20 protein-coding genes are annotated in these 26,767 nt (G+C 68.8%); 12 read left to right on the forward strand and 8 right to left on the reverse strand.

Features of this window, described 5'->3' with window-relative positions; translation table 11 throughout:
• Window positions 1-16 precede the first annotated feature (16 nt).
• Window positions 17-1,495 (reverse strand): replicative DNA helicase, encoded by a 1,479-nt coding sequence (dnaB, locus tag ACFWHU_RS13770; RefSeq protein ID WP_385791944.1) that lies wholly within the window; start codon window positions 1,493-1,495, stop codon window positions 17-19.
• A gap of 423 nt (window positions 1,496-1,918) precedes the next feature.
• On the opposite strand from dnaB, the gene ACFWHU_RS13775 reads away from it, so the two are divergent.
• Window positions 1,919-3,328, forward strand: a complete 1,410-nt coding sequence (locus ACFWHU_RS13775; RefSeq protein WP_387225011.1) for an MATE family efflux transporter — start codon at window positions 1,919-1,921, stop codon at window positions 3,326-3,328.
• Window positions 3,329-3,467: 139 nt separating this feature from the next.
• Here ACFWHU_RS13775 and rplI read toward each other — a convergent pair whose 3' ends face one another.
• The 4 genes from rplI to rpsF all read right to left on the reverse strand — a co-directional run bounded on the left by rplI (window position 3,468) and on the right by rpsF (window position 5,197).
• The gene (gene rplI, locus ACFWHU_RS13780) at window positions 3,468-3,914 is read right to left on the reverse strand and encodes a 50S ribosomal protein L9 (protein ID WP_078076236.1); all 447 of its coding nucleotides are present in this window, start codon (window positions 3,912-3,914) and stop codon (window positions 3,468-3,470) included.
• A gap of 18 nt (window positions 3,915-3,932) precedes the next feature.
• Complete coding sequence (gene rpsR / locus ACFWHU_RS13785) at window positions 3,933-4,169, reverse strand: 30S ribosomal protein S18 (protein ID WP_003967857.1); 237 nt, start codon at window positions 4,167-4,169, stop codon at window positions 3,933-3,935.
• A gap of 42 nt (window positions 4,170-4,211) precedes the next feature.
• Entirely contained in the window at window positions 4,212-4,832 is a 621-nt protein-coding gene (locus ACFWHU_RS13790) for a single-stranded DNA-binding protein (protein WP_387225012.1), read from the reverse strand.
• Between the two features lie 74 nt (window positions 4,833-4,906).
• A complete protein-coding gene (gene rpsF / locus ACFWHU_RS13795) occupies window positions 4,907-5,197 on the reverse strand; it encodes a 30S ribosomal protein S6 (protein ID WP_023540278.1) in 291 nt (96 codons plus the stop codon).
• A gap of 272 nt (window positions 5,198-5,469) precedes the next feature.
• On the opposite strand from rpsF, the gene ACFWHU_RS13800 reads away from it, so the two are divergent.
• From ACFWHU_RS13800 to ACFWHU_RS13810, 3 genes are all read left to right on the forward strand, one after another.
• Complete coding sequence (locus tag ACFWHU_RS13800; RefSeq protein ID WP_385791951.1) at window positions 5,470-5,784, forward strand: hypothetical protein; 315 nt, start codon at window positions 5,470-5,472, stop codon at window positions 5,782-5,784.
• Window positions 5,785-5,894: 110 nt separating this feature from the next.
• Window positions 5,895-7,013, forward strand: a complete 1,119-nt coding sequence (locus ACFWHU_RS13805) for a lipid II:glycine glycyltransferase FemX (RefSeq protein WP_385791953.1) — start codon at window positions 5,895-5,897, stop codon at window positions 7,011-7,013.
• Window positions 7,014-7,193: 180 nt separating this feature from the next.
• Entirely contained in the window at window positions 7,194-8,225 is a 1,032-nt protein-coding gene (locus tag ACFWHU_RS13810; protein WP_078076232.1) for an alanine racemase, read from the forward strand.
• A gap of 94 nt (window positions 8,226-8,319) precedes the next feature.
• Here the strand turns inward: ACFWHU_RS13810 and ACFWHU_RS13815 are convergent, their stop codons facing one another.
• Window positions 8,320-9,816, reverse strand: a complete 1,497-nt coding sequence (locus tag ACFWHU_RS13815) for a glycosyltransferase family 87 protein (RefSeq protein ID WP_387225013.1) — start codon at window positions 9,814-9,816, stop codon at window positions 8,320-8,322.
• A gap of 152 nt (window positions 9,817-9,968) precedes the next feature.
• Window positions 9,969-12,665: a transglycosylase domain-containing protein gene (locus ACFWHU_RS13820; RefSeq protein ID WP_385791957.1), complete on the reverse strand. Its 2,697-nt coding sequence runs from the start codon at window positions 12,663-12,665 to the stop codon at window positions 9,969-9,971.
• 360 nt (window positions 12,666-13,025) lie between these two features.
• On the opposite strand from ACFWHU_RS13820, the gene ACFWHU_RS13825 reads away from it, so the two are divergent.
• The 3 genes from ACFWHU_RS13825 (at window position 13,026) to ACFWHU_RS13835 (ending at window position 16,347) form a co-directional block, all read left to right on the forward strand.
• On the forward strand, window positions 13,026-13,793 hold the full coding sequence (locus ACFWHU_RS13825; RefSeq protein WP_387225014.1) for a PadR family transcriptional regulator: 768 nt from the start codon (window positions 13,026-13,028) through the stop codon (window positions 13,791-13,793).
• A 61-nt stretch (window positions 13,794-13,854) separates the two neighbouring features.
• Window positions 13,855-14,937: an inositol-3-phosphate synthase gene (locus tag ACFWHU_RS13830; RefSeq protein WP_385791961.1), complete on the forward strand. Its 1,083-nt coding sequence runs from the start codon at window positions 13,855-13,857 to the stop codon at window positions 14,935-14,937.
• A gap of 138 nt (window positions 14,938-15,075) precedes the next feature.
• Window positions 15,076-16,347 carry an MFS transporter gene (locus ACFWHU_RS13835; RefSeq protein WP_385791963.1) on the forward strand — a complete coding sequence of 424 codons (1,272 nt, stop codon included), beginning with the start codon at window positions 15,076-15,078 and terminating at the stop codon, window positions 16,345-16,347.
• A gap of 126 nt (window positions 16,348-16,473) precedes the next feature.
• Here ACFWHU_RS13835 and ACFWHU_RS13840 read toward each other — a convergent pair whose 3' ends face one another.
• On the reverse strand, window positions 16,474-17,940 hold the full coding sequence (locus ACFWHU_RS13840; protein WP_385791965.1) for a CCA tRNA nucleotidyltransferase: 1,467 nt from the start codon (window positions 17,938-17,940) through the stop codon (window positions 16,474-16,476).
• Between the two features lie 198 nt (window positions 17,941-18,138).
• Between ACFWHU_RS13840 and ACFWHU_RS13845 the strand changes: the two genes are divergently transcribed.
• From ACFWHU_RS13845 to ACFWHU_RS13865, 5 genes are all read left to right on the forward strand, one after another.
• Entirely contained in the window at window positions 18,139-20,709 is a 2,571-nt protein-coding gene (locus ACFWHU_RS13845) for a DUF6049 family protein (RefSeq protein WP_387225015.1), read from the forward strand.
• A 45-nt stretch (window positions 20,710-20,754) separates the two neighbouring features.
• A complete protein-coding gene (gene murJ / locus ACFWHU_RS13850) occupies window positions 20,755-23,046 on the forward strand; it encodes a murein biosynthesis integral membrane protein MurJ (RefSeq protein WP_385791969.1) in 2,292 nt (763 codons plus the stop codon).
• Window positions 23,047-23,164: 118 nt separating this feature from the next.
• Window positions 23,165-24,946, forward strand: coding sequence for a protein kinase family protein (locus ACFWHU_RS13855; protein WP_387225017.1), 1,782 nt, complete (start codon window positions 23,165-23,167; stop codon window positions 24,944-24,946).
• 29 nt (window positions 24,947-24,975) lie between these two features.
• Window positions 24,976-25,743, forward strand: coding sequence for an RNA polymerase sigma factor SigM (gene sigM / locus ACFWHU_RS13860; RefSeq protein WP_387225018.1), 768 nt, complete (start codon window positions 24,976-24,978; stop codon window positions 25,741-25,743).
• A complete protein-coding gene (locus ACFWHU_RS13865) occupies window positions 25,740-26,723 on the forward strand; it encodes an anti-sigma factor family protein (protein ID WP_387225019.1) in 984 nt (327 codons plus the stop codon). Before sigM ends, ACFWHU_RS13865 begins: the two co-directional genes overlap by 4 nt.
• The last annotated feature ends 44 nt before the right edge of the window (window positions 26,724-26,767 follow it).

Below are 26,767 nucleotides of genomic sequence, written 5' to 3' on the forward strand. Positions count from 1 at the left end.
GAGAAGCCCTTGTCGCTCAGGTCTGCGCCATGTCCACGAAGCGCGAGTAGTGGCCCTGGAACGCCACCGTGATCGTCGCCGTCGGGCCGTTACGGTGCTTGGCCACGATCAGGTCCGCCTCGCCCGCGCGCGGCGACTCCTTCTCGTACGCGTCCTCCCGGTGCAGCAGCACCACCATGTCCGCGTCCTGCTCGATGGAGCCCGACTCACGCAGGTCGGAGACCATCGGCTTCTTGTCCGTACGCTGCTCTGGGCCACGGTTCAGCTGGGAGAGCGCGATCACCGGCAGCTCCAGCTCCTTCGCCAGCAGCTTGAGGTTTCGCGACATGTCCGAGACCTCCTGCTGGCGGCTCTCCGCACGCTTCGAACCGCCGGACTGCATCAGCTGGAGGTAGTCGATGACCACCAGCTTCAGTCCGTTGCGCTGCTTGAGCCGGCGGCACTTCGCGCGGATCTCCATCATCGACAGGTTCGGCGAGTCGTCGATGTACAGCGGCGCCTGCGAGACGTCCGGCATCCGGCGGGCCAGCCGCGTCCAGTCCTCGTCCGTCATCGTGCCGGAACGCATGTGGTGCAGCGCCACCCGCGCCTCCGCCGAGAGCAGACGCATCGCGATCTCGTTGCGCCCCATCTCCAGCGAGAAGATGACGCTCGGCAGGTTGTTCTTGATGGAGGCCGCGCGCGCGAAGTCCAGCGCCAGCGTCGACTTACCCATGGCGGGACGGGCCGCGATGACGATCATCTGGCCGGGGTGCAGCCCGTTGGTGAGCGAGTCGAAGTCCGTGAACCCCGTCGGCACACCCGTCATCTCACCGCTGCGTGAACCGATCGCCTCGATCTCGTCGAGCGCGCCCTCCATGATGTCGCCGAGGGGCAGATAGTCCTCGCTGGTGCGCTGCTCGGTGACCGCGTAGATCTCGGCCTGGGCGGAGTTGACGATCTCGTCGACGTCGCCGTCCGCCGCGTATCCCATCTGTGTGATCTTGGTGCCGGCCTCGACGAGACGGCGCAGCACCGCGCGCTCGTGCACGATCTCCGCGTAGTACGACGCGTTCGCCGCCGTCGGCACCGACTGGACCAGCGTGTGCAGATACGACGCTCCGCCGACCCGGGTGATCTCACCGCGCTTGGTCAGCTCGGCGGCCACCGTGATGGGGTCGGCCGGCTCGCCCTTCGCGTACAGGTCGAGGATCGCCTGGAAGACCGTCTCGTGCGCGGGGCGGTAGAAGTCGTGGCCCTTGATGATCTCCACGACATCGGCGATGGCGTCCTTGGAGAGCAACATGCCGCCGAGCACGGACTGTTCGGCGTCCAGGTCCTGGGGGGGCACCCGCTCGAAACCGGGCGATCCGCCGTCCCACGCGGCGTTGTCCCTGCCGCGCTCGTGCTGCTCGTCGCGGCCTCTTCCCTCACCCCGGCGCTGGCGGGAGACCGGCAGACGATCACCCGGACCGGCTTCGGTCCAGGGGTCGTCCAATGGCTCGGGGATGGTCATCCGGCCACCTCCTCCCGTCCGCCAAGCGGACCTCGCCGTGCCACTCTTTCTACGGCACGACACTGACAAATCGAGTGGCCTGACTCCGGTTCCGGCGCGTCGGACGTCGGTCCACGGTAGGCCCGCGGGGACCGTCCGCCAATCTGGTTATCCACAGGCCATGTGGACGAAGGACCATATGCTGTGGAGAACTCCGGCGAACCTGTGCACGGACCGGGGGACAGCACTGTGGACAACCTCGCGACCCCTCCGCCACACCGGCTCTGACCTGGCCTTTCTCCATCCACCGGCTGTGGGGGAGAAAAACTTTCCATACTGGTCCAAGATCCGAGCAAACGGCGCACAACAGTGCCCGAATCTCATTAGTCGGTAAGGATCGCAACCACATTGCATGTCTTACCTGTGGAAGATTAGATTGAGCGCATGACACAGGTCCCCACGGCATCCGGTTCCGGCCCCGACGGCGGTCGGGACAGCGACCCCGGCAACCGGCCCGACAGTGGACCGGACACGGGGTCCAAGGCGGCCCGAAGGCGACACGACCGCGAGATCATCGCCCTCGCCGTGCCCGCTTTCGGCGCCCTCGTCGCCGAGCCCCTCTTCCTGATGGTCGACAGCGCGATCGTCGGCCATCTCGGTACTCCGCAGCTCGCCGGACTGGCGATCGCGGCGGCCCTGCTGACCACAGCCGTGAGTATCTTCGTCTTCCTCGCCTACGCCACCACGGCGGCCGTCGCACGTCGCGTCGGCGCGGGTGATCTTCAGGCCGCCATCCGGCAGGGCATGGACGGGATCTGGCTCGCCCTGCTGCTGGGCGCCGCCGTCATCGCCGTCACCCTCCCCCTGGCGCCCTGGCTCGTCGACATCTTCGGCGCCTCGGACACCGCCGCCCCGTACGCGATCACCTATCTGCGTATCTCCAGCCTCGGTATCCCGGCCATGCTGATCGTCCTGGCGGCGACCGGCGTCCTGCGTGGTCTCCAGGACACCCGGACCCCGCTCTACGTCGCCATCGGCGGCTTCGGGGCCAACGCGGTCCTCAACGTGGTGCTCGTCTACGGCGCCGGCTTCGGCATCGCCGGTTCCGCCTGGGGCACCGTCATCGCTCAGTTCGGTATGGCCGCGGCGTATCTGGTGGTCGTCGTACGGGGGGCCCGCCGCCACGGCGCCTCGCTCCGGCCCGATTACGCCGGCATACGGGCCAGCGCCCACGCGGGCGTCCCCCTTCTCGTCCGTACGCTCTCCCTGCGCGCGGTCCTGATGATCGCAACCGCCGTCGCCGCCCGTCTCGGCGATGCCGACGTCGCCGCGCACCAGATCATCCTGTCGCTGTGGAGCCTGATGGCCTTCGCGCTCGACGCCATCGCCATCGCCGGGCAGGCGATCATCGGCCGTTATCTGGGCGCGAACGATCCCCAGGGCGCCAAGGACGTCTGCCGTCGCATGGTGCAGTGGGGTGTGGTCTCCGGCGTGGGACTCGGGGTGCTCATCGTGCTGGCCCGCCCGCTGTTCATCCCACTGTTCACGGGCGACGAATTGGTCCAGGACACCCTGCTGCCCGCGCTGCTGGTCGTGGCGGTCACCCAGCCGATCGCCGGCATCGTCTTCGTACTGGACGGTGTGCTGATGGGCGCGGGTGACGGTCCCTATCTCGCGAAGGCGATGGTGGTGACGCTGGCCGTCTTCGCCCCGGTCGCCCTGCTGGTGCCGGTGTTCGGGGGCGGACTCACCGCCCTGTGGTGGGCCATGACGCTGATGATGGCGGTCCGCATGCTGACGCTGTGGGTGCGCACCAGGTCCGGCCACTGGCTGGTCACGGGCGCCACGCGCTGACCGGAGATCCCGACGCCGCCACCCGCGTTTCACGTGAAACAGCTCGGAAAACGCAATCGCCGGACGGGCCTGAGCCCGTCCGGCGATTGAGGACGAAACGGCTACCGGGCGGACCCGGTCAGCCAGTCCGGTCGAAGCCCTAGGCGGGCACGACCTCGACGCCGAACTTCGCGGCGACCTCGGGGTGCAGACGCACGGACACCTGGTGCGAGCCCAGGGTCTTGATCGGCGAACCGAGCTCGATACGACGCTTGTCGACCTCCGGACCACCGGCGGACTTGATCGCCGAAGCGAGGTCGGCCGGGGTGACGGAGCCGAAGAGACGGCCGGCGTCGCCGGAGCGAACAGCCAGACGCACCTTCACACCTTCGAGGCGGGCCTTGATCTCGTTGGCCTGCTCGATGGTGGCGATCTCGTGGATCTTGCGAGCACGACGAATCTGCTCGACGTCCTTCTCGCCGCCCTTGGTCCAGCGGATCGCGAAACCACGCGGGACCAGGTAGTTGCGGGCGTATCCGTCCTTGACGTCGACGACGTCGCCGGCGGTACCGAGGCCGGAGACCTCGTGAGTGAGGATGATCTTCATGATTAAGTCACCCTCCCCTTATCGCGCGGTGGACGTGTAGGGCAGCAGCGCCATCTCACGGCTGTTCTTGACTGCCGTGGCGACGTCACGCTGGTGCTGCGTGCAGTTGCCGGTGACGCGGCGGGCACGGATCTTGCCACGGTCGGAAATGAACTTCCGCAGCATGTTCGTGTCCTTGTAGTCCACGTACTGGGTCTTGTCCTTGCAGAATGCGCAGACCTTCTTCTTAGGCTTGCGCACAGGCGGCTTCGCCATGGTGTTTCTCCTGTGTGATCAAGAAAGTGGGAGCGAGCTGCCCTAGAAGGGCGGCTCGTCCGAGTAGCCGCCGCCGGAACCACCGGAACCGCCGGAGCTTCCGCCCCAACCGCCTCCGTTGCCTCCGCCGCCCTGCTGCTGGCCACCGCCGGCCGGCGCGCTGGTCGCCCAGGGGTCGTCGGCGGATGCTCCGCCGCCGCCCTGCTGCTGACCACCACCGGGGCCGCCGCCCCAGTTGCCGCCGCCCTGCTGCTGACCGCCGCCACCGCCGCCGCCGTAACCACCCTGGGCACCACGACCGGTGGTCTTGGTGACCTTGGCCGTGGCGGTCTTCAGGCTGGGGCCGACTTCCTCGACGTCCAGCTCGTAGACCGTGCGCTTGACGCCTTCGCGGTCCTCGTACGACCGCTGCTTGAGCCGGCCCTGCACGACGACGCGCATGCCCCGCTGAAGCGACTCGGCGACATTCTCCGCCGCCTGACGCCAGACCGAGCAGGTGAGGAACAGGCCATCGCCGTCCTTCCACTCATTGGTCTGCTTGTCGAAGATGCGGGGAGTCGACGCGACACGGAACTTCGCGACCGCCGCACCGGACGGGGTGAAGCGCAGCTCGGGGTCGTCGACGAGATTGCCGACGACCGTGATGACGGTCTCGCCTGCCATTGGGTGAACCTCTCGGCGGGGATTGCTTCTGCTGCTGGCTGCTACTCGGACCCGATAACCGCTGAGCTAGAAGCTCAGTGGGTCTCGGGGCGGAGGACCTTGGTCCGGAGGACCGACTCGTTCAGGTTCATCTGTCGGTCGAGCTCCTTGACGATCGCGGGCTCAGCCTGCAGATCGATGACCGAGTAGATGCCCTCGGGCTTCTTCTTGATCTCGTAAGAGAGACGACGACGGCCCCAGGTGTCGACCTTCTCCACCTTTCCGTCGCCCTCACGGACGACGGAGAGGAAGTTCTCGATCAGCGGGGAGACTGCTCGCTCCTCGAGATCGGGGTCGAGGATGACCATCACCTCGTAGTGACGCATGTGGAACCCACCTCCTTTGGACTCAGCGGCCACGGTCGTTCCGTGGCAGGAGGGTCGTGATGCGTGAGCAACGGTATCGGCCGCCACTGACAATCCCGCTCGACGAGCGAGGATCGCGTTCTGGCCTGGGCAGACACCGGTGCAGACCGTACAGACTACCTCTTGACCGGCTTCCGGTTGAAATCCGGCCGGGGAGGGACGCACCCTGTACACATCGGGTGTGGGCGACGCTACGATGCGCCGCCCTCCGGCAAGGCGCCAGGAGGTGCCCCATGGCTCAGGCAATGCAATCCAGGAGAACCGGTTCTCTCTTCGCCTCCGATCACCGGCCCCATCCCCTCCAGGACGTTCTGCTCTGGGTCACCGCGGTGGTCGGTGTCACCGCCTTCGTCTCGGGGATGTTCGACAACCTGCATCTCCTCAGCTCCTGGGCGGGGCTCATCGGCATCCTCACGGGTCTGTACGGCCAGTTCGTCTCGGTGACGACCCACGAGCGGTTCGCGTTGATCATGGGCCTGGGCTCCTCGGCGGTCGGCTTCTACCTCGGGATGGCGCACGGCGGACTGTTCGGCGGAGTACTGGGCTGAGGCCCGCCCCGCCCCGTGGCCAGCCGGGGCGCTCCTGCGGCAAGTAGGCTTCGGCGCGAGAGCCGGAGCCCCCCTACTCCATGGGGACACATCTGCGAGGAGCGCCCCGCATGACCCTGACGCTGAGCACCATCAGTCGCGAGCAGCATCTGGCGTACATCCAGAGCCTGCCCGCGGCCAGCCACTGCCAGGTCCCCGCGTGGGCGGACGTGAAGACGGAGTGGCGCTCGGAGAGCCTGGGCTGGTTCGACAGGGACGGCCAGCTGGTCGGCGCCGGTCTGGTGCTCTACCGCCAGCTGCCCAAGATCAAGCGCTATCTGGCGTATCTGCCCGAGGGCCCGGTCATCAACTGGTACGCCCCGAACCTGGCCGACTGGCTCCAGCCGATGCTGGCGCACCTGAGGAACCAGGGCGCGTTCTCCGTGAAGATGGGGCCGCCGGTGGTGATCCGCCGCTGGGACTCGGCGGCCATCAAGTCGGGGATCCAGGACCAGGACGTCAAGCGGCTGCGCGACGTCGAGGCCACCCATATCGAGCCGCGTGCCTTCGAAGTGGCCGACCGGCTGCGCAAGATGGGCTGGCAGCAGGGCGAGGACGGCGGGGCCGGCTTCGGAGACGTACAGCCCCGCTACGTCTTCCAGGTGCCGCTGGCGAACCGGTCGCTGGACGATGTCCTCAAGGGCTTCAACCAGCTGTGGCGGCGCAACATCAAGAAAGCGGAGAAGGCGGGCGTCGAGGTCGTCCAGGCCGGCTACGACGATCTCGCCGAGTGGCAGCGGCTGTACGAGATCACCGCCGAGCGCGACCACTTCCGGCCCCGGCCGCTCTCCTACTTCCAGCGGATGTGGACCGTCCTCAACTCCGAGGACCCCAACCGCATGCGGCTGTACTTCGCCCGGCACGAGGGGGAGAACGTCGCGGCCGCGACGATGCTGATCGTGGGCGGCCACGTCTGGTACTCGTACGGGGCGTCGGCCAACCACAAGCGGGAGGTCCGGCCGTCGAACGCGATGCAGTGGCGGATGCTCCGTGACGCCTATGCCATGGGTGCGACCGTCTACGACCTGCGCGGGATCTCGGACTCGCTCGACGAGACGGATCACCTGTTCGGTCTGATCCAGTTCAAGGTGGGCACGGGTGGCGAGGCCGTCGAGTACGTGGGCGAGTGGGACTTCCCGCTCAACAAGTTGCTCCACAAGGCTCTCGACATGTACATGTCTCGCCGTTGACCCGTATCCCGACCCGTATCCCGACCCGGTGGACAGCGGAGTGCCGACGATCAGCAGGCTGCGGTGCGAGGCGCCGGACGACCCCACCGGCCCGCCCAATAATTGCGTAAGGCCCTCAAGACCCTCAAGAACGTTCATATCCTTCATACACCGCAGCCACGAGAAAGGTTCCGGACCGGCATGGCGCTCTCCCTCTACGTCGACACCGCGCGCTGGCGGGCGCACCAGAAGTCGGTCATTGACCAGTTCCCGGGCCTCGTCCCGGTCTGCAAGGGCAATGGCTACGGCTTCGGTCACGAACGGCTCTCCGAGGAGACCTCCCGCTTCGAGTCCGACATCCTCGCCGTCGGCACCATCTACGAAGCCGCCCGCATCAAGGACTGGTTCAGCGGCGATCTCCTGGTCCTGACCCCGTTCCGCCGCGGTGAGGAGCCCGTACCGCTGCCCGACCGCGTCATCCGCTCCGTCTCCTCGGTCGACGGCGTCTTCGCGCTGGTGGGCGCCCGCGTCGTCATCGAGTGCATGAGCTCGATGAAGCGCCACGGAGTCCGCGAGGAGGAGCTCGGCCAGCTCCACGCGGCCATCGAGGACGTACGCCTCGAAGGCTTCGCCCTGCACCTGCCTCTCGACCGCACGGACGGGTCCGACGCGGTCGAGGAGGTCATCGGCTGGATGGACCGGCTGCGCGCGGCCCGGCTCCCGCTGCACACCATGTTCGTCAGCCATCTGCGCGCCGAGGAACTGGCCCGTCTCCAGCGGCAGTTCCCCCAGACCAGGTTCCGCGCCCGCATCGGTACGCGGCTGTGGCTGGGCGACCACGAGGCGACCCAGTACCGGGGCGCCGTGCTGGACGTGACGCGCGTCGTCAAGGGCGACCGGTTCGGCTACCGCCAGCAGAAGACCGCCTCCGAGGGCTGGCTGGTGGTCGTCGCCGGCGGCACGTCGCACGGTGTCGGACTCGAGGCACCCAAGGCGCTGCACGGCGTGATGCCGCGCGCCAAGGGCGTCGCGCGGGCGGGCCTGGCGACGGTCAACCGCAACCTCTCGCCGTTCGTGTGGTCGGGCAAGCAGCGCTGGTTCGCCGAGCCGCCGCACATGCAGGTGTCGATCCTGTTCGTGCCGGCCGACGCGCAGGAGCCCAAGGTGGGCGACGAGCTGGTGGCGCATCTGCGGCACACGACGACACAGTTCGACCGGCTCGTGGACCGCTAGAACCGCCTGTCGGACAAGACACGAAAGCGATGGCCGGTCGGCGCCCGGGAGGGCGGTCGACCGGCCATCGCTTCTCAACCCGTCCGTCGGCGGCTCAGGCGGCCCCGGGCGGCCGCACCCCCCACGAGACGCGCTGAGACGCCTCCACCGTCTGCGCCGTGTACGCCCGCGGCCGGGCCGCCCGGCCGAGTACGAACACGTCCCGCGCCCCGTCCAGCACCCCGCCCGACGGATCGTCCGAACCGTCGCGCCGCACGCCGTCGCGCTCCGGCAGCAGGATGTCCCGTACGACGACGGCGCACAGGTACAGCGTCCCCAGCAGGTGCAGCGCGATGGCCAGCTGGTAGCCCTCGGTCGGCAGTCCCTTGTGGGCGTCCCCGCTCGTCGTGTACGCGAGATACATCCAGATGCCCAGGAAGTACATGACCTCGCAGGCCTGCCAGATCAGGAAGTCGCGCCAGCGCGGCCGGGCCAGCGCCGCGAGCGGGATCAGCCACAGCACGTACTGCGGCGAGTAGACCTTGTTGGTCAGGATGAAGGCGGCCACGACCAGGAAGGCGAGCTGGGCGAACCGGGGCCGTCGCGGCGCCGTCAGGGCGAGCGCCGCGATGCCCGCGCACGCCAGCACCATCAGCACCATCGACCACGTGTTGACGGTCTCGACCTCCAGGGACCGCCCCGTGCGCTGGGTGATGATCAGCCAGAACGATCCGAAGTCGACCTGTCGCTCCTGGCTGAACGTGTAGAACTTCTTCCACCCCTCCGGCGCGAACAGCATCACCGGCAGATTCACCAGCAGCCACGAGAAGGCCGTACCGCCCAGCGCCACCCCGAACTCCCGCAGCCGCCCCGCGCGCCAGCACAGCAGCAACAGCGGCCCCAGCAGCAGTACGGGATAAAGCTTGGCCGCCGTCGCGAGGCCGATCAGGATGCCGAAGGCCAGCGGACGGCCGCGCGACCACATCAGCATCCCGGCCGCCAGGAGCGCGACGGCCAGCAGGTCCCAGTTGATGGTGGCGGTGAGGGCGAAGGCGGGCGCGAGGGCCAGGAGCAGGGCGTCCCAGGGCCGGTGCCGGTGGGTGCGGGCGACGCAGACGGCGATGATCACCGCGCAGATCATCAGCATCCCGGCGTTGACCATCCAGTACATCTGCTCGCGGTGCTGGATGGAGCCGTCACCGGGGGTGAGCCAGGAGGCGACCTCCATGAACAGACCCGTCAGGACGGGGTACTCCAGGTACTGCATGTCGCCGCTCAGGCGGTCGAAGTACGGCACGAGACCGTCGGCGAAGCCGCGCCCGAGGAAGAGGTGGGGGATGTCGGAGTAACAGGCGTGCGTGTACTGGGAGCTGGCGCCCCGGAACCAGGCCCATTCGTAGCAGGGCATCTTCTGCACCATGCCGAGCGCGAACATCCCGATCGCCACCAGCGCGACCACCCGTACCGGCGTGAGCCGGCTGGTGCCGTACCAGGCCCAGCGGCCGATGGGACCGCCGATCAGCTCGCTGCCCGCCGCGGCGATCCTGTCCCGCCTGGTGGGCGGTACGACCGGCCGGTCCTTGGGCACCGCGATGTCTTCTGTGCTCGGCATGCCGCCCATCCTGCCGTACGCCGCCGCGGCACGGCGAAGGCCGCCGCACCAGGGCCGTACACGGTGTGTGTACGGCCCTGGTGCGGCGGCCTTCGCGTCGCTTCCGGACTCTCCCTCGGCCTCAGGACCCGCGTCCCGGCCCCGGGGCTGCGTCAGCCTCCCGGGCCGCCGATGAAGCCCGTGCCGCCGTCGCCGCCCTCGGGATCTCCGGTCTCCGGTGGTGGACTGGTCGAAGAACCGGGATCCCCGATGACTCCGCCTGGATCCTCACCTCCGGGACCACCCGGATCACCGGTGCCTCCGTCCTCACAGCCGTTCCACTGGTCACAGGACTCGGTCGGGTCCGGGGTCTCGGAGGGCTCCTCGGACGGGGTCTCGGACGGCTTCTCGGACGGGGTCTCGGACGGCTTCTCCGTCGGCGTCGGCTCCGGACTCGGCACGCCGCCGCCGTAGACCGCCTCGCCGATCGGCGAGGGCTCGGGGAACTTCAGGGCTTCCGTGCCCTTCATCGCGACCGTCATGTACTCCCGCCAGATGTCGGCGGGGAACGACGCACCGTGGATCTTGTCCTGGCCGCCGGTGCCGAACATCTCCAGGAACTTGCGGTTCTTGTTCTCGGCGTTGTCGTCCAGCCGGTACATGTCGATGGCGGTGGAGAGCTGCGGGGTGTAACCCACGAACCAGGCCGACTTGTTGCCGTCGGTGGTACCGGTCTTGCCGGCCACCTCACGGCCGTCCGGCAGCTGCGCCGAGGTGCCCGTGCCGCCCTTCTCCATGACCACGGACTTCAGGACGTCCGTCACGTTCTGCGCGATGTCGACGTCGAAAGTGCTCTGCGGCTTCTTGTCGTACTCGAAGACGACAGTGCCTTCCTTCTTGACCTCCTGGACGGAGTAGGGCTCACGCTGTGTGCCGTTGTCGGCGAAGGTGGCGTACGAGCCCGCCATGCGGATGGCGCTGGGGTCGGAGATACCGATGGAGAACGACGGGTTGCTGCCGCCCGGAAGGCTGTCCTCCAGCAGTCCGGCGTCGACGGCGGCCTCTCGGACCTTCGGAATGCCCACGTCCATACCGAGCTGGACGAAGGGCGAGTTGGCCGAGACCTTCATGGCCTCGCGCAGATTGATGTCCTCGTAGTCCTCGTCACCGTCGTTGCGCTGGTGCCACTCCTCGCCCTTCTCGTTGGTCCAGATGTCGCCGTTGTAGTCCTTGATCTTCAGTTTGTTCTTGCCGTTGTACTCGCTCTTGTCCGGCGAGACCTTCGTACGCGACTCGGCGTCCTGCTCCGGCCCGAGCTCGGGGTCCCGCACACCGTCACGCATCGCCGCCGCCAGGACGTACGGCTTGAAGGTCGATCCGACCTGGGCACCGGTCTGGTCGGCGTTGTTGGTGAAGTGCTTGGTGGCGTCCTGCCCGCCGTAGATGGCGACGATCTTGCCGGTCTCGGGCTCCACCGAGGCGCCGCCGAACTGGACGTGGGTGTCCGTCTTCGGGCGCTTCTTCTCGTCGATGTTCGCCTTGTAGATGTCGGTGACGGCCTTGTTGAGCGCGTTGACCTTCTTCTTGTTGAAGGTCGTCTTGATCTCGAAGCCGCCCTCGGCCAGATCGTCGGCCGTGATGTTGTTTTTGTTGTTGTTGATGAAGTAGGCCTTGGCGAGGTCCACGAGGTAGCCGACCTGGCCGCCGAGCTGTGCGTCCTTTTTCGGCGGGTCGGGCATCGGAAATTCCTTGAACTTCTCCCGCTCCGCCGCGCTGAGATGGCCGTCCTGCACCATCTCGTTGAGGATCCAGGCCCAGCGCTTCTTCGCCCGCGCGGTGTTGGCCTCTGCGCTGGCGTTCGGGTCGATCGACGGGGCGCCGTTCGGGTCGTAGTACGTCGCACCCTTCAGGAGCGTCGCCAGGAAGGCGGACTGGCTCGCGTCGAGCTCCCTGGCGTCCACGCCGTAGTACGTACGGGCCGCCGCCTGGATGCCGTAGGCGCCGCGTCCGTAGTAGGAGGTGTTGAGGTACCCGGCCATGATGTCGGGCTTGTCCATGTCCGCGTCGACGCGGATGGAGATGAACAGCTCCTTGACCTTACGCGTGTAGGTCTGGTCCTGGCTGAGCATGGCGTTCTTGACGTACTGCTGGGTGATGGTCGAGCCACCCTGCGTCTGACCGCCCGTGGCCATGTTGAACACGGCCCGGCCGATGCCCATGGGGTCGACGCCCGAGTCTTCCCTGAACGTCTTGTTCTCCGCCGAGATCACAGCGTTCTGCATCGCAGTGGGGATCTGTTCGATCTTGACGATCTGGCGGTTGACCTCACCGCCGGTGGAGACCATCGGCGTTCCGTCGTCCCAGAGGTAGACGTTGTTCTGGGCCTTGGACGCCTCACTCGGATTGGGGAGCCCGACCATGGCGTACGCGATCGTGGCCGCGGTCATCAGGCTGCCGAAGAAGGCGATGCACAGGCCGGTCACGAGCTTCCAGGACGGCACCCAGCGACGCCAGCCGTACTTGTCGTACCTCGGGTAGTCGATCAGCCGCTTCTTGCCCGGCCTCCCGCCACGCGGCCGGCCGGGACCATCGGGACCACCGCCACCGCGGCGGCCTCCGCCGTGGCCCCCCGCGCCGGCGCCGCCCCCTTCGGCGGCACGGCGACGTCCCCGCTGGGCGGCCTTGCGGGCTTCGGCTCGGCCTCCGTAAGAGGGCTCCGGTTCATGGGAGCCGGAGTGGGACGCCGTGGGGACTCCACGGGAGGGATCCGCGCGACGGCCTGCCGGCCGCTGCGCGGCACGCCTGGCCGCGGCTCGTCCGCCACCCTGGCCACCCTGTGGCTGGGCCTGTTTGCGACGGTGCTCGCTCATCGAACGACTACTCCTCGGGCAGGCGCGAACGCCTGGAAGCGGCAGTTGAGTTCCGGTCCCCCCGAAATGAATACGGATGTGCCCGGCGTCGGGCTCATCCGGCATGCATCCAGAACGACGACGCTCTCACACGTCACGCGGTTCCCGGTGGTCTGCATGCCGCACAGACTACGCAGGGTCAAACCCGCCGAGATCTGAACTTCACCCCAAATCAGGCAAGTTACTCGCTGTGAATCCGTGATGTGACGCCGTTCACCATGGCCCCTCTTGTCCCATCAGCATCGGTGTTCTATCGTCCCGATGTATCGAGTCGATACATCGGGGCGGCATAAGCAGCACGGGACGGCGGAGGAGGCGAAAGTGAGCAGACGCTCAGGCATCCTCGAATTCGCTGTCCTGGGTCTGCTGCGCGAGTCTCCGATGCACGGCTATGAGCTGCGGAAACGGCTCAACACCTCGCTGGGGATCTTCCGGGCCTTCAGTTACGGAACGCTGTATCCGTGCCTCAAGACGCTCGTCGCCAACGGATGGTTGATCGAGGAGCCGGGCAGTGCGCCCGAGGAGGCGCTCGCCGCGTCACTCGCGGGCCGCCGGGCCAAAATCGTCTACCGGCTGACGGCGGACGGCAAGGAGCACTTCGAGGATCTGCTGTCACAGACGGGCCCGGACGCCTGGGAGGACGAGCACTTCGCCGCTCGCTTCGCCTTCTTCGGACAGACGGAGCGCGAGGTACGGATGCGCGTGCTGGAGGGCCGTCGCAGCCGGCTGGAGGAGCGCCTGGAGAAGATGAGCGCTTCCCTGGCCCGTACGCGGGAACGCCTCGACGACTACACGCTCGAACTTCAGCGGCACGGCATGGAGTCCGTGGAGCGCGAAGTGCGCTGGCTCAACGAGTTGATCGAGAGCGAGCGGGCGGGACGGGATCGGCGAGAGTCCGGGCCGGACGGCCCCGCCGCCCAGCGGGACAGCACGTCGAACAGCACGACCGGCACGGACAGCAGGACGAGCGGTACGACCAACAGCACAACGGGAGACGAGGACGGCCTGCCCCGGCTCCGGGGTGCTTCCGGGGGTTCGCCTCCGGAAGCCCCCGGCCCGCCGGATCCGTCCGAGGACACCACCACATGAGGTTCCGCATCAACGCGGAACGTCATCGCAACATTGAGATCACACACAGGGAGCAACCAGGATGGGTTCCGTTCGCGTAGCCATTGTCGGCGTGGGCAACTGTGCCGCCTCGCTGGTGCAGGGCGTCGAGTTCTACAAGGACGCCGATCCGGCCGGCAAGGTGCCCGGCCTGATGCACGTGCAGTTCGGCGAGTACCACGTGAGGGACGTGGAGTTCGTCGCCGCCTTCGATGTCGACGCGAAGAAGGTCGGTCTCGACCTCGCGGACGCCATCGGTGCCAGCGAGAACAACACCATCAAGATCTGCGACGTCCCGAACTCGGGCGTGACCGTCCAGCGCGGCCACACCTATGACGGGCTCGGCAAGTACTACCGGGAGACGATCGAGGAGTCGGACGAAACGCCGGCCGACATCGTCCAGACCCTCAAGGACAAGCAGGTCGACGTCCTGGTCTGCTACCTGCCCGTCGGTTCCGAGGACGCCGCGAAGTTCTACGCGCAGTGCGCCATCGACGCCAAGGTCGCCTTCGTCAACGCTCTCCCGGTCTTCATCGCCGGCACGAAGGAGTGGGCGGACAAGTTCACCGAGGCCGGTGTCCCGATCGTCGGTGACGACATCAAGTCGCAGGTCGGCGCCACCATCACGCACCGTGTGATGGCGAAGCTGTTCGAGGACCGCGGTGTCGTCCTGGACCGCACGATGCAGCTGAACGTCGGCGGGAACATGGACTTCAAGAACATGCTGGAGCGCGACCGCCTGGAGTCCAAGAAGATCTCCAAGACGCAGGCGGTCACCTCGCAGATCCGCGACCGCGACATGGGCGCCGACAACGTCCACATCGGCCCCTCGGACTACGTGGCGTGGCTGGACGACCGCAAGTGGGCGTACGTCCGCCTCGAGGGCCGCGCCTTCGGTGACGTTCCGCTGAACCTGGAGTACAAGCTGGAGGTCTGGGACTCCCCGAACTCCGCGGGTGTCATCATCGACGCCGTTCGTGCCGCGAAGATCGCCAAGGACCGTGGCATCGGCGGCCCGATCCTCTCCGCGTCCTCGTACTTCATGAAGTCCCCGCCGGTGCAGTACTTCGACGACGAGGCCCGCGAGAACGTGGAGAAGTTCATTCAGGGTGAGGTCGAGCGCTGACCTCTGGGTGAATCTCGGGGGTTCGGATCGGTGGAACGCCGATCTCCCCCGTAACACGCACCATGCGAAGGGTCCCCGGGCAGACTGCCCGGGGACCCTTCGCATGTGACGCACGTGCTGTGTGTGACGCTGATCCACATGTCTGTCGTGCGCGATCTGCGCGTGCTCCTGCGTCTGCCCAACTTCCGCCGTCTGCTGACCGTGCGTCTGCTGTCGCAAGCGGCGGACGGGGTCTTCCAGGTCGCGCTGGCCGCGCACGTCGTGTTCTCCCCCGAGAAACAGACCTCCCCCGGCGCCATCGCGTCGGCCATGGCCATCCTGCTGCTGCCGTATTCACTCATCGGCCCGTTCGCCGGGGTGCTGCTCGACCGCTGGCGGCGGCGCCAGGTCATCCTGTACGGCAATCTGCTCCGGGCCGTTCTCGCGGCCTGCACCGCCGTACTGATCCTCACCTCCATGCCGGACTGGCTCTTCTACGTCTCCGCGCTCGCCGTGACGGCGGTCAACCGGTTCGTACTCGCCGGGCTCTCGGCCGCGCTGCCCCGCGTCGTCGAGGACGGACACCTGGTCGTCGCCAACTCCCTCTCCCCGACGGCCGGTACGCTCGCCGCGACCGCGGGTGGCGGCCTCGCCTTCCTGGTGCGGCTGCTCGTCTCCAGCTCCGACGCCGCCGTCGTACTGCTGGGCGCGGCGCTGTATCTGACATCGGCGCTGGCGTCCGTCACGATGACACGCGATCTCCTGGGCCCCGATCCGGGACTGGTACAGCCCCGGCTGAAGGCCGCTCTCGCCTCCACCGCACGCGGACTCGGCGAGGGGCTGCGCCATTTGGCCGAGCGGCGCGACGCGGCGGTCGCGCTGATCGCCATGACGCTGATGCGCTTCTGCTACGGAGCGCTGACCGTGATGGTGCTGATGCTCTGCCGCTACGCCTGGTCGAACACCGAGGAAGACGGGATCGCCCTGCTGGGGGTGGCGCTCCTCGTCTCGGGGGCCGGCTTCTTCACCGCCGCCGTGGTCACACCGACGGCGGTCGGGCGTCTCGGCTCGTTCGGCTGGATGATGGTGTGCGCCGCGTCGGCGGCCGTACTGGAACCGGCGTTGGCACTGTCGTTCTCTCCCACCCCGATGCTCGCCGCCGCGTTCGTGCTCGGCCTGACCACCCAGGGCGCGAAGATCTCGACGGACACGGTGGTGCAGACGTCGGTGGACGACGCGTACCGAGGTCGCGTTTTCTCCCTCTACGACGTGCTGTTCAACGTCGCCTTCGTGGGCGCCGCCGGGGTCGCCGCGCTGATACTGCCGCCGGACGGCCGCTCGGCGCCGCTCGTACTCGGGGTGGCGGCGCTGTACGCGTGCACCGCGGCAGGACTGTTCCGCTGGAAGAAGCACGCGAAGAAGTACGGGTAGCGCGGGGAGCACGCGCGAAGGGGGCGATGTTTCACGTGAAACATCGCCCCCTTCCATGGGCCTCCCCCGGCCGATGTTTCACGTGAAACATCGGCCGGGGGCCTTGCCGGGGGAGCGCCCCCGTACTCAGCTCTGCGAAGCCCACCATTCCTTCAGCGCGCTCACCGCTTCGTCACGCCCCATCGGCCCGTTCTCCAGCCGCAGCTCCAGCAGGAACTTGTACGCGGCCCCGATCACCGGCCCCGGACCGACACCCAGCGTCTCCATGATCTGGTTGCCGTCCAGGTCGGGGCGGATGGAGTCCAGCTCCTCCTGCTCCTGCAACTGCGCGATGCGCTCCTCGAGGCCGTCGTAGGCCCGCGAGAGCGCGGTCGCCTTGCGCTTGTTCCGGGTGGTGCAGTCCGAGCGGGTCAGCTTGTGGAGCCGGTCCAGCAGCGGGCCGGCGTCGCGTACGTACCGCCGCACCGCGGAGTCGGTCCACTCGCCCGTCCCGTAACCGTGGAAGCGCAGATGCAGCTCCACCAGTCGCGAGACGTCCTTCACCAGCTCGTTCGAGTACTTGAGCTCGGTCATGCGCCTCTTGGTGAGCTTCGCCCCCACCACCTCGTGGTGATGGAAGGAGACGCCGCCGTCCTTCTCGAAGCGCCGCGTGCGGGGCTTGCCGATGTCATGGAGCAGCGCGGCCAGCCGCAGGACGAGGTCCGGCCCGTTCTCCTCCAGGTCGATCGCCTGCTCCAGGACGGTCAGCGAGTGCTCGTACACGTCCTTGTGCCGGTGGTGCTCGTCACTCTCCAGCCGCAGCGCGGGCAGCTCGGGCAGGACACGCTCCGCGAGTCCCGTGTCGACGAGCAGGGCCAGGCCCTTGCGCGGGTTGCCGGAGAGGATCAGCTTGTTCAGCTCCTCCCGTACGCGCTCGGCCGAGACGATCTCGATGCGCTCGGACATGGCCTTCATCGCGGCGACGACGTCGGGAGCGACCTCGAAGTCCAGCTGCGCGGCGAAGCGCGCGGCCCTGAGCATGCGCAGCGGATCGTCGGAGAAGGACGCCTCGGGGGTGCCGGGCGTGCGCAGCACACCGGCCGCGAGGTCCTGGAGACCGCCGTGCGGGTCGATGAACTCCTTCTGCGGCAGCGCGACCGCCATCGCGTTGACGGTGAAGTCCCGGCGGACGAGATCGTCCTCGATGGAGTCCCCGTACGACACCTCGGGCTTGCGCGACGTGCGGTCGTAAGCCTCTGAGCGGTAGGTCGTGACCTCGATCTGGAAGTCCTGCCGATCGTCGCCGACCCGGCCCTCCTTCTGGACTCCGACCGTGCCGAAGGCGATCCCGACCTCCCACACCGAGTCCGCCCAGGGCCGGACGATCTTCAGTACGTCGTCGGGCCTGGCGTCGGTCGTGAAGTCGAGGTCGTTGCCGAGGCGACCGAGGAGGGCGTCCCTCACCGAGCCTCCGACCAGGGCGAGGGTGAAGCCCGCCTCCTGAAATCGGCGCGCGAGGTCGTCGGCGACAGGGGACACCCGCAGCAGTTCGCTGACCGCGCGGCGCTGCACCTGACTCAGTGCAAGGGGAGTCTCTTCGTTGGCGTTCGGCACAACAGAAAAGGGTACGTGCCCCGGCCGACCGCAGCGCCCGAGTTTCCGGGTCACCGGTTTCCACCGCACCATGAGATTCTTCCGATCATGAGAGGCGGTCCCCGGCACTTCGTCACAGCGCACATCGTTACCATGCGTGGACGCACAATCGACGACGACTATTGACGACGATCATTGACGACGAGGACGGGCGGGCGCGTGGCCGAGGCGGCAGACATCCAGGGGATGAAGCATTCTCCTGCCCGCCGATGGCTGGGGCGCACCGCCGCCGTGGCCGCAGGGGTGCCGCTCCTGGCCGGGCTGCTGGGGGGTCTCGCGGCGCCGCAGGCGTCCGCGGCGGGCTCGAGCGCCTCGCCTCTCTCCGCGGCCACCACAGGGGCTGCCACGGGCTCCCCTGCGAGTGCCGCCGCGGAACCGTCCGGTCCGAACACCGTCTCCGTCGCGCTCGACACCCTGGCGCCCAGCGCGCCCACCAAGGGCGACACCCTCACGATCTCCGGCACGGTGACCAACAAGAGCAAGAAGACGGTCACCGACGCCCAGGTCGATCTCCGGGTGGGCCCGCAGCTCACCGGCCGGACCGCCATCGACGACGCCGTCGAGCGCTCCAACGACACGACGTACGACCCGCTGCCGGTCGGCGGCAAGTACAAGGTCGAGTTCGCGAAGCTCGCCTCGGGCATCAGCTACGACTTCGCCCTGTCGGTACCGGTGAGCAAGCTCGGTCTCGGGGCGGACGGCGTCTACCAGCTCGGTGTGACGCTCACGGGCCGGACTGCGGCCGAACCGTACGACCACACCCTGGGCGTCCGCCGGACGTTCCTGCCGTGGCAGCCGGACTCGGTGGACAAGAAGACCAGGTTCACCTACCTCTGGCCGCTGATCTCCACGTCGCACGTCTCGGCCGAGACCGGCTCGGACGACCAGCAGACCCCGGTCTTCGAGAACGACGACCTGGCCCAGGAGCTGGCCCCCGGCGGCCGGCTGGAGCAGCTCGTCTCGCTCGGCAGCCAGCTCCCCGTCACCTGGGTCGTCGACCCGGACCTCCTCGCCACCGTCGAGGCGATGACCGACCCCTACCGCGTCAAGCAAGGCAAGTCCACGGTCGCGGGCAAGAACCAGCTCGTGGCCAGGACCTGGCTGAACTCCCTGGAGAAGGCCGTCCAGGACAACCCCAACATCGTCGCGCTGCCCTTCGGCGACCCGGACCTGGCGTCGCTGGCCCACGGCGGCGAGAGCGTCTCCGGCACCCTCGGCCATCTCCAGAGCTCCAGTGAAGTGGCCGGGAAGACCGTGGAGACCATCCTTCATGTGCCGCCCGCCACCGACTTCGCGTGGCCCGCGGACGGCGCGGTCGACCCGTCGATCGTCGATGTGGCGACCTCCGCGGGCGCCGACAAGGTGATCTCGCGCAGCGACAGCATCCAGGACAACCTGCCGTACACGGCGAGCGCGGCGCGGCCCATCGGCGGCGGCACAACGGCCGTGGTCAGCGACACCCGTCTGTCCACCGCCTTCGATGGCGATGTGACCAAGGCGGGCAGTTCCACGCTCGCGGTCCAGAAGTTCCTCGCCCAGTCGCTGGCCGTGAACCTCCAGGACCCCTCGAAGCAGCGCGACATCGTCGTCGCCCCGCAGCGCACGCCGTCGGCCAGCCAGGCGCAGTCCATGGCCCGTGCCCTCCAGGGCCTGGACGGACAGCGCTGGACCCAGTCGTCCGACCTGGTCGCCGCTGCCGCCGCCGAACCGGACACCAACGCCAACACCAAGGTGCCCGGCCCGACGCGGTATCCGGACAAGCTCCGGAAACAGGAGCTCCCCGCGTCCGCGTTCGAGGACCTCAAGGGGATGGGGGAGCGGCTCGGGAAGTTCAAGGCCATCCTCACCCTCCCGGACCGGGTGGCGACGCCCTTCGCCAACGCCGTGAACAGGGCGGTCTCCACGTCCTGGCGTGGCAACGCCAAGGGCGCCGAGCAGTACCGCGACTCGGTGAACCGCTATCTGACGAGCCTCGCCAGCGAGGTCCAGCTCATCCAGAAGTCCGAGCTGACCCTGTCCGGACGCAGCGCGACCATCCCGGTGACGGTCCAGAACCAGCTCCTGCAAGGCGTCGACAACCTCGTCCTGCGTCTCCAGTCCACGAACGCGACCCGTCTGAAGCTGGACGACGGCAGCGCGGTCACCGAGCAGCCGATCAAGATCGACGGTGGACACACCCAGGTGGTGAAGTTCACCGGCGCGGCCAACGCCAACGGTCCGGTGGAGCTCAAGGCTCAGCTCTACACGACCGACAACCGGCCGTACGGCAGCCCCATGACGTTCCAGGTCAGGGTCTCCGAGCTGACTCCCACCGTGATGCTCGTCATCGCCGGCGGTGTGCTCATGTTGGTCCTGGCCGGGGTCAAGATGTACAGCCAGCGCAAGCGGGCGGTGGCGGCCAAGGCTGCGGAGGACAAGGCCGCCGCGGACGCCGGTGCGGACGCCGGTGCGGACGCCGGCGGCGACGCCGGGGGCGACAGCGCCGACGACGGTGACTCCCCCGGCGGCGGCCCCGACAACGGCACCGACGACGGCGCGTCCCCTGCCCCGGACACCGCCGCCTCGGATCCCTCCGCGGATCCCGCGGCGCCGCCGGCCGAGGCGTCCGCCACGCGGAAGACTCCGGACGACCTCGACGGCGCCGGACCTGGGCAGCCGAGTGACCCTGCCCCGGACACCCGTCCGGAAAGCGGGGACCCGTCGGGCAAGGGTGAGAAAGTGGACCGTTGAGCGATGTCGTGGCCGGCCGGCCGGGGACGATGAGGTGGGGTAACGATGAACGCGCCGTACGACGGTGACCGCGGGCAGGGTGCTGGCGGCGATCCGGCAGGGCATGTTCCGCCCCAGCCGCCCTCCGTCGACCCCAACGCCCCCGCGCCCGACCCCGCACGGGATCCGCACGCCCGGAGCCCGTACACACAGAACCCGTACGGCCCGCCGCCGCGCACCGACGACCCGTACGCCCGGCCCCCGTACAGCCCGGACCAGTACCCCCAGGGCGCCTACGCGCAGGATCCGTACGTCCAGGACGCCCACGCCCAGGACCCCTACCGCGCGCAGAACCTCTCGGCGCAGGACCCGGCGTCCGCGGCGATGTACGACCGCGCCGCGCATCAGCCGCCGCCTCCCGGCACGCACCCGGAGACGATGCCGCTCTACCAGCAGCCGCCCGCGCAGCAGTACGCGCCCGATCCGCGCGTCTGGGCCCAGCCCCCGCCGCCCGAGCCCGACGGGCCGTCACACGGTCTTCCGCAGGGCGACGACCAGAGGACCGTGCAGTTCACAGGCGTCGACGAGCTCGTCACCCGGGCACGCACCGACGAGCCGGAGCCCGACGCGTTCGCGCATCTCTTCCGCGATCAGGAGGGCATGGGCCGGCCGCAGGCCGCCGCACCCGAGGCGGCTCCGGCGCCGCCGCCGCCCGCGAAGAAGTCCGGTGGACGCGCCTCCGGTCTGCTGAAATCCAGCGCGGTGATGGCGGCGGGCACGCTCGTCTCCCGGCTCACGGGCTTCGTACGCTCCGCACTGATCGTGGCCGCGCTCGGCGCCGCCACCCTCGGCGACACCTTCCAGCTCGCCATCACCCTGCCGACGATGATCTACATCCTGACCATCGGTGGCGGCCTCAACTCCGTCTTCGTCCCGCAGCTCATCCGCGCGATGAAGGACGACGAGGACGGCGGTGAGGCGTACGCGAACCGACTGCTGACCCTCGTCATCGTCATCCTCGGCACGCTGACCGCGCTCTCGGTGTTCGCCGCCCCGGTGCTGGTCCGCCTCATGTCGGTGAGCATCGCCGACAACCCGGCGGCCAACGACGTCGCCGTCGTCTTCGTGCGCTACTGCCTGATCACCATCTTCTTCATGGGCGTGCACGTGGTGATGGGGCAGATCCTCAACGCCCGCGGCCGGTTCGGCGCGATGATGTGGACCCCCGTCCTCAACAACATCATCATCATCGCCACCCTCGTCATGTTCATCTGGGTGTACGGCACGGCCGAGGACTCCGGGATGACGGTCGCGTCCATCCCGCCCGAGGCGGAGCGCCTGCTCGGCGTCGGCGTGGTGCTCGGCCTCACCGTCCAGGCCCTGGCGATGATCCCCTACCTCCGGGAGACCGGCTTCCGGATCAGGCTGCGTTTCGACTGGCGGGGCCACGGACTGGGCAAGGCCGCGAAGCTCGCCAAGTGGACCGTGCTCTTCGTCCTCGCCAACCAGGCCGGCGTACTGGTCGTCTCCCAGCTCTCCACGGCGGCCGGGGTCGACTCGGGCACCCAGGGCGCGGGCTACATCGCCTACTCCAACGCCCAGCTGATCTGGGGCATGCCGCAGGCCATCATCACCGTCTCGGTCATGGCCGCGCTGCTGCCGAGGCTCTCCCGCTCCGCGCACGACGGCGACACCGGAGCCGTACGCGACGACATCTCGCAGGGCCTGCGGAACTCGGCCGTCGCGATCGTCCCCGTCGCCTTCAGCTTCGTCGCCCTCGGCATCCCGATGTGCACGCTGATCTTCGGCTCGTCCGGCATCGAATCGGCGCGCTCCATGGGCTACATGCTGATGGCCTTCGGCCTCGGTCTGATCCCGTTCTCCGTGCAGTACGTGGTGCTCCGTGCCTTCTACGCGTACGAGGACACCCGAACCCCCTTCTACAACACGGTCATCGTGGCCGTCGTGAACGCCGCCGCGTCCGCCGTCTGCTTCCTCGTCCTGCCCTCGCGCTGGGCCGTCGTGGGTATGGCCGCCTCTTACGGCCTCGCCTACGCCGTCGGTGTGGGCATCGCCTGGCGCAGGCTCAAGAAGCGTCTGGGCGGCGATCTGGACGGCTCGCACGTGATGCGTACGTACGCCCGGCTCTGCCTGGCGTCCGTCCCCGGAACGATCGCCGCGGGCTCGGTCGGCTATCTCGTTCTCGACAAGCTCGGCAGTGAGGTTCTGGGTTCTTTCACCGCATTGGCGGTCGGCGGGATCGTCCTCTTGGCCTGCTTCTTCGTCGTCGCGCGGAAGCTGCGTATCGAGGAGATGAACGCCTTGGTGGGCATGGTCCGGGGCCGTCTTGGACGCTAGCGTCCAGGGCCGAGCACAACCATCGTCGACCGCCGTGTGTCGTGCATAGCGTCCGACTGTGGGCACAATTGGCGTGGCTGTTGGACAGTGCGCAACGGATGGGGAGGCAGGAGCGACGGTGGCGGAACGGAGCACGTCCGCCGTCGAGGTGGCCGACAACAGCGGTGACGAACCGCCGGCCGCCCAGACGGACAGGGCCACCACCGACGGGGTGGCCGACGGGGTGGCGAAAGCCCAGAACACAGAGGACTCCGCGGCACAGGCCGAGGAGTCGGGGTCCGGGAAGCCGGGCTCCCGGGACGGGGATTCGGCGAAGCCGAAGGGCACGGAGCGGCAGAAGGCCGCACCGGCCGTGGCGGCACCCGAACTCCACAGCGGCCACAAGCTCGCCAGACGCTACCGCCTCGAAGAGTGCGTCACCCGTCTGGACGGATTCAGCAGCTGGCGCGCGGTCGACGAGAAGCTGCGCCGCGCCGTCGGTGTGCATCTCCTGCCCGCCGACCACCCCCGGGCCCGCTCCGTGCTGGCGGCGGCCCGCTCCTCCGCCCTCCTCGGCGACCCGCGCTTCGTCCAGGTCCTCGACGCCGTCGAGGAGGACGACCTCGTCTACGTCGTCCACGAGTGGCTGCCCGACGCGACGGAACTCACCGCGATCCTCGCCGCCGGCCCCATGGAGGCCCACGACGCCTACCAGCTCGTCAGCCAGGTCTCCCAGGCGATGGCTGCGGCGCACCGCGAGGGACTGGCCCATCTGAAGCTGACCCCCGGAGCCGTACTGCGCAGCTCCACCGGCCAGTACCGGATCCGTGGCCTCGCGGTGAACGCCGCCCTGCGCGGCATCAGCGCGGAACGCCCCCAGCGCACCGACACCGAGGCGATCGGCGCGCTCCTGTACGCGGCGCTGACCCATCGCTGGCCGTACGAGACGGACGCGTACGGGCTCGCGGGGCTGCCCAAGGGTGTCGGTCTGATCGCCCCCGACCAGGTACGGGCGGGGGTCCACCGCGGGCTGTCCGAGCTCGCCATGCGCGCGCTGGTCAACGAGGGCGCCACCGCCTCGCGCCAGGACCCGCCCTGCACCACCCCGGACGAGCTGGCCAAGGCCGTCGCCGGGATGCCGCGCGTCCGGCCGCCCGAGCCCACGTTCGCTGCGCCGCCGGAGTACCAGCGCACCACCTATCAGCAGGGCTCGTACGCGCGCCCCGCGACTCCCGTCGGGCAGCCCGCCGCGCGGCCCGTGCCCATCCCGCCGCCGCCCCTGCAGAGCCGTACCGGCAAGGCGCTGAAGTGGACGGTCTCCGCGCTTCTCATCGCCGCGCTGGGACTCGCCAGTTGGCAGGTCGCCGACCACATGCTGAACCGCAAGAGTTCCGACGAGACGACACAGTCGCAGTCGGGGGACGGCGATCAGCAGAAGCCCGCGCCGCGGACCCCGAAGAATCTGAAGATCGCCGAGACCGGGGTGTTCGCGCCCGACGGCGACGGTGTGAAGGCGCAGGACGTCCATCTGGCGACGGACGGCGACACGGGGACGGCCTGGATCACCCCGAAGTACTCCGGCTACGCGAACTTCGGCAATCTGCCCAACCGCCGGCAGGGCAGCGGCATAGTCGTCGATCTCGGCAGCGTGCAGGATGTGTACGGCGTCGATGTCGCCATGTACCGGGGCGGCCAGAAGGCCGAGGTCCTCGCAGCCGGCGAAGACGCCTCGTCACCTGTCGCTCTGTCGGACTTCTCCCAGCGCATCACCGAACTGGGGCAGACCGGCAGCAATCTCAAGGCGGCCCTGGACAAGCCCGTGAGAACACGGTACGTACTGATCCACATCACGGAACTGGCCACGGACGGATCCGCCGACCAGTTCCGGGGCGGAATCTCGGAGATCAAGGTCATAGGCTGATCCCGCTGACCAGGGGAGGGGGCTCACCGTTGGAAGACGCCACACTCGGCGGCGTGAACGACCAGGATCTCCTGGCACGTCACGTCGCGGGGGATCCCGACGCCTTCGGTGAGCTCGTACGGCGCCACCGCGACCGCCTGTGGGCCGTCGCGCTGCGCACGCTGGGAGACCGCGAGGAAGCCGCCGACGCCGTGCAGGACGCGCTCGTGTCCGCCTTCCGCGCCGCTCACACATTCCGCGGCCAGTCCGCCGTCACGACATGGCTGCACCGCATCACCGTCAACGCCTGCCTCGACCGGGCGAGGAAAGCCGCCTCCCGCAAGACGTCTCCCGTGGACGACACGGAGCGCCTGGAGCAGCTTCTCGAACCGGAGGAGTCCGCCGAGGCACCCGCCGAGCGCCAGGATCTCCACCGCCAGCTTCTCGTCGCCCTCGCCAAGCTGCCCGCCGACCAGCGCGCCGCCCTGGTTCTGGTCGACATGCAGGGGTACCCCGTGGCGGAGGCCGCCCAGGTCCTCGACGTGCCCGTCGGAACCATTAAGAGCCGCTGCGCACGTGGCCGGGCCAGATTGCTGCCGATGCTCACCCATCTGAGGGAGTACACCGGCGGGACGGGCGGAGCTGACGGTACGGGCGCGAGAGCCCGTCTCGGACCACAAAGGAACCGGACGACGGGTCCATCCGTCCAAGCGGAGCCGGGACCAGAGCACAGAGGACCGGACACAGAGCCAGACACCGGACCAGACGCGGGACCACAAGGTCCTGCCGCCGTGAAGGGAGGAGGTGGGCGAGCGTGACAACCACGACCGGCACGACCGAGCACCCTGACGTCTCGGAGATCTCCGACCTCACGGAGGGCCTGCTCTCCCCCGAGCGGAGCGTCGAGGTGCGCGAGCACCTGGACGGCTGCGCGCTGTGCGCCGACGTACACGAGTCGCTGGAGGAGATTCGCGGACTGCTGGGTTCGCTGCCCGGCCCGCCGCGGATGCCCGCCGACGTGGCCGTGCGGGTCGACGCCGCCCTGGCCGCCGAGGCACTGCTGAACGCGACCGCCGATGTTTCACGTGAAACATCGCGCACCGCCGACACCGCCTCGCCCGAGCCCGAGCGTGGGCCTGAGTCCGAGCGAGAGCCCGAGCCCGCCCCTGCGGCCGTCACGCCCGGCGCCACAGCGCCCGGTGCGACCGCCGCCGACGCTCCCCGGGCGGGCCGCCCCGCCGGACACCCGCGGGCGGCCACCGGCCCCGGTCGCACCCGTCGGCTGCGCCGCCGTCGCGGCGCGATCCTCGGTGCCGTGTTCGGAACGGCCGCGATCGGCGTGAGCGTCCTGCTGTTCCAGACGGCATCGTCCACCAGCAGCAGCGACTACAAGGCGGACGCGGGGGCGAGCCAGGCCGACGGCGGCGGCGACGTCTTCTCCGGCACCGGGATCCAGGACAAGGTCCACTCCCTCCTCACCTCCACCCCCGCCAGCGGTGTGCCCCACATGGCGGAGGGCGGGAGCGAGGGGAACTCCACCAGGGAAGGGACCACCACGGCCTCACCGAAGGCCCTGGCCCAGCTGCCGCCCTGTGTCCAGCAGGGAACGGGCCGTCCGGATTCACCGCTCGCCGCCGAGAAGGGCACGTACAACGGCGTCGACGCCTTCCTCGTCGTGCTCTCGGATCCCGTCGACGGCGACCTCGTTCGGGCCTACGTCATCGATGCCGCCTGCGTCGATGCCACCCCGCCCGTCAAGGGTGAGCTTCTGCTGACGAAGACCTATCCCCGTCACTGACACACTGCCCGCGTCGCCGGGACCTCGCGGGAATGCGAGGCCCG

This window comes from Streptomyces sp. NPDC060366 (assembly GCF_042725135.1).
Lineage (GTDB): Bacteria > Actinomycetota > Actinomycetes > Streptomycetales > Streptomycetaceae > Streptomyces.

Bases quoted from the DNA above. Each gene is read 5' to 3' on its own strand.
- dnaB (WP_385791944.1), bottom strand. From the start codon at position 1,495: ATGACCATCCCCGAGCCATTGGACGACCCCTGGACCGAAGCCGGTCCG.
- ACFWHU_RS13775 (WP_387225011.1), top strand. From the start codon at position 1,919: ATGACACAGGTCCCCACGGCATCCGGTTCCGGCCCCGACGGCGGTCGG.
- rplI (WP_078076236.1), bottom strand. From the start codon at position 3,914: ATGAAGATCATCCTCACTCACGAGGTCTCCGGCCTCGGTACCGCCGGC.
- rpsR (WP_003967857.1), bottom strand. From the start codon at position 4,169: ATGGCGAAGCCGCCTGTGCGCAAGCCTAAGAAGAAGGTCTGCGCATTC.
- ACFWHU_RS13790 (WP_387225012.1), bottom strand. From the start codon at position 4,832: ATGGCAGGCGAGACCGTCATCACGGTCGTCGGCAATCTCGTCGACGAC.
- rpsF (WP_023540278.1), bottom strand. From the start codon at position 5,197: ATGCGTCACTACGAGGTGATGGTCATCCTCGACCCCGATCTCGAGGAG.
- ACFWHU_RS13800 (WP_385791951.1), top strand. From the start codon at position 5,470: ATGGCTCAGGCAATGCAATCCAGGAGAACCGGTTCTCTCTTCGCCTCC.
- ACFWHU_RS13805 (WP_385791953.1), top strand. From the start codon at position 5,895: ATGACCCTGACGCTGAGCACCATCAGTCGCGAGCAGCATCTGGCGTAC.
- ACFWHU_RS13810 (WP_078076232.1), top strand. From the start codon at position 7,194: ATGGCGCTCTCCCTCTACGTCGACACCGCGCGCTGGCGGGCGCACCAG.
- ACFWHU_RS13815 (WP_387225013.1), bottom strand. From the start codon at position 9,816: ATGCCGAGCACAGAAGACATCGCGGTGCCCAAGGACCGGCCGGTCGTA.
- ACFWHU_RS13820 (WP_385791957.1), bottom strand. From the start codon at position 12,665: ATGAGCGAGCACCGTCGCAAACAGGCCCAGCCACAGGGTGGCCAGGGT.
- ACFWHU_RS13830 (WP_385791961.1), top strand. From the start codon at position 13,855: ATGGGTTCCGTTCGCGTAGCCATTGTCGGCGTGGGCAACTGTGCCGCC.
- ACFWHU_RS13835 (WP_385791963.1), top strand. From the start codon at position 15,076: ATGTCTGTCGTGCGCGATCTGCGCGTGCTCCTGCGTCTGCCCAACTTC.
- murJ (WP_385791969.1), top strand. From the start codon at position 20,755: ATGAACGCGCCGTACGACGGTGACCGCGGGCAGGGTGCTGGCGGCGAT.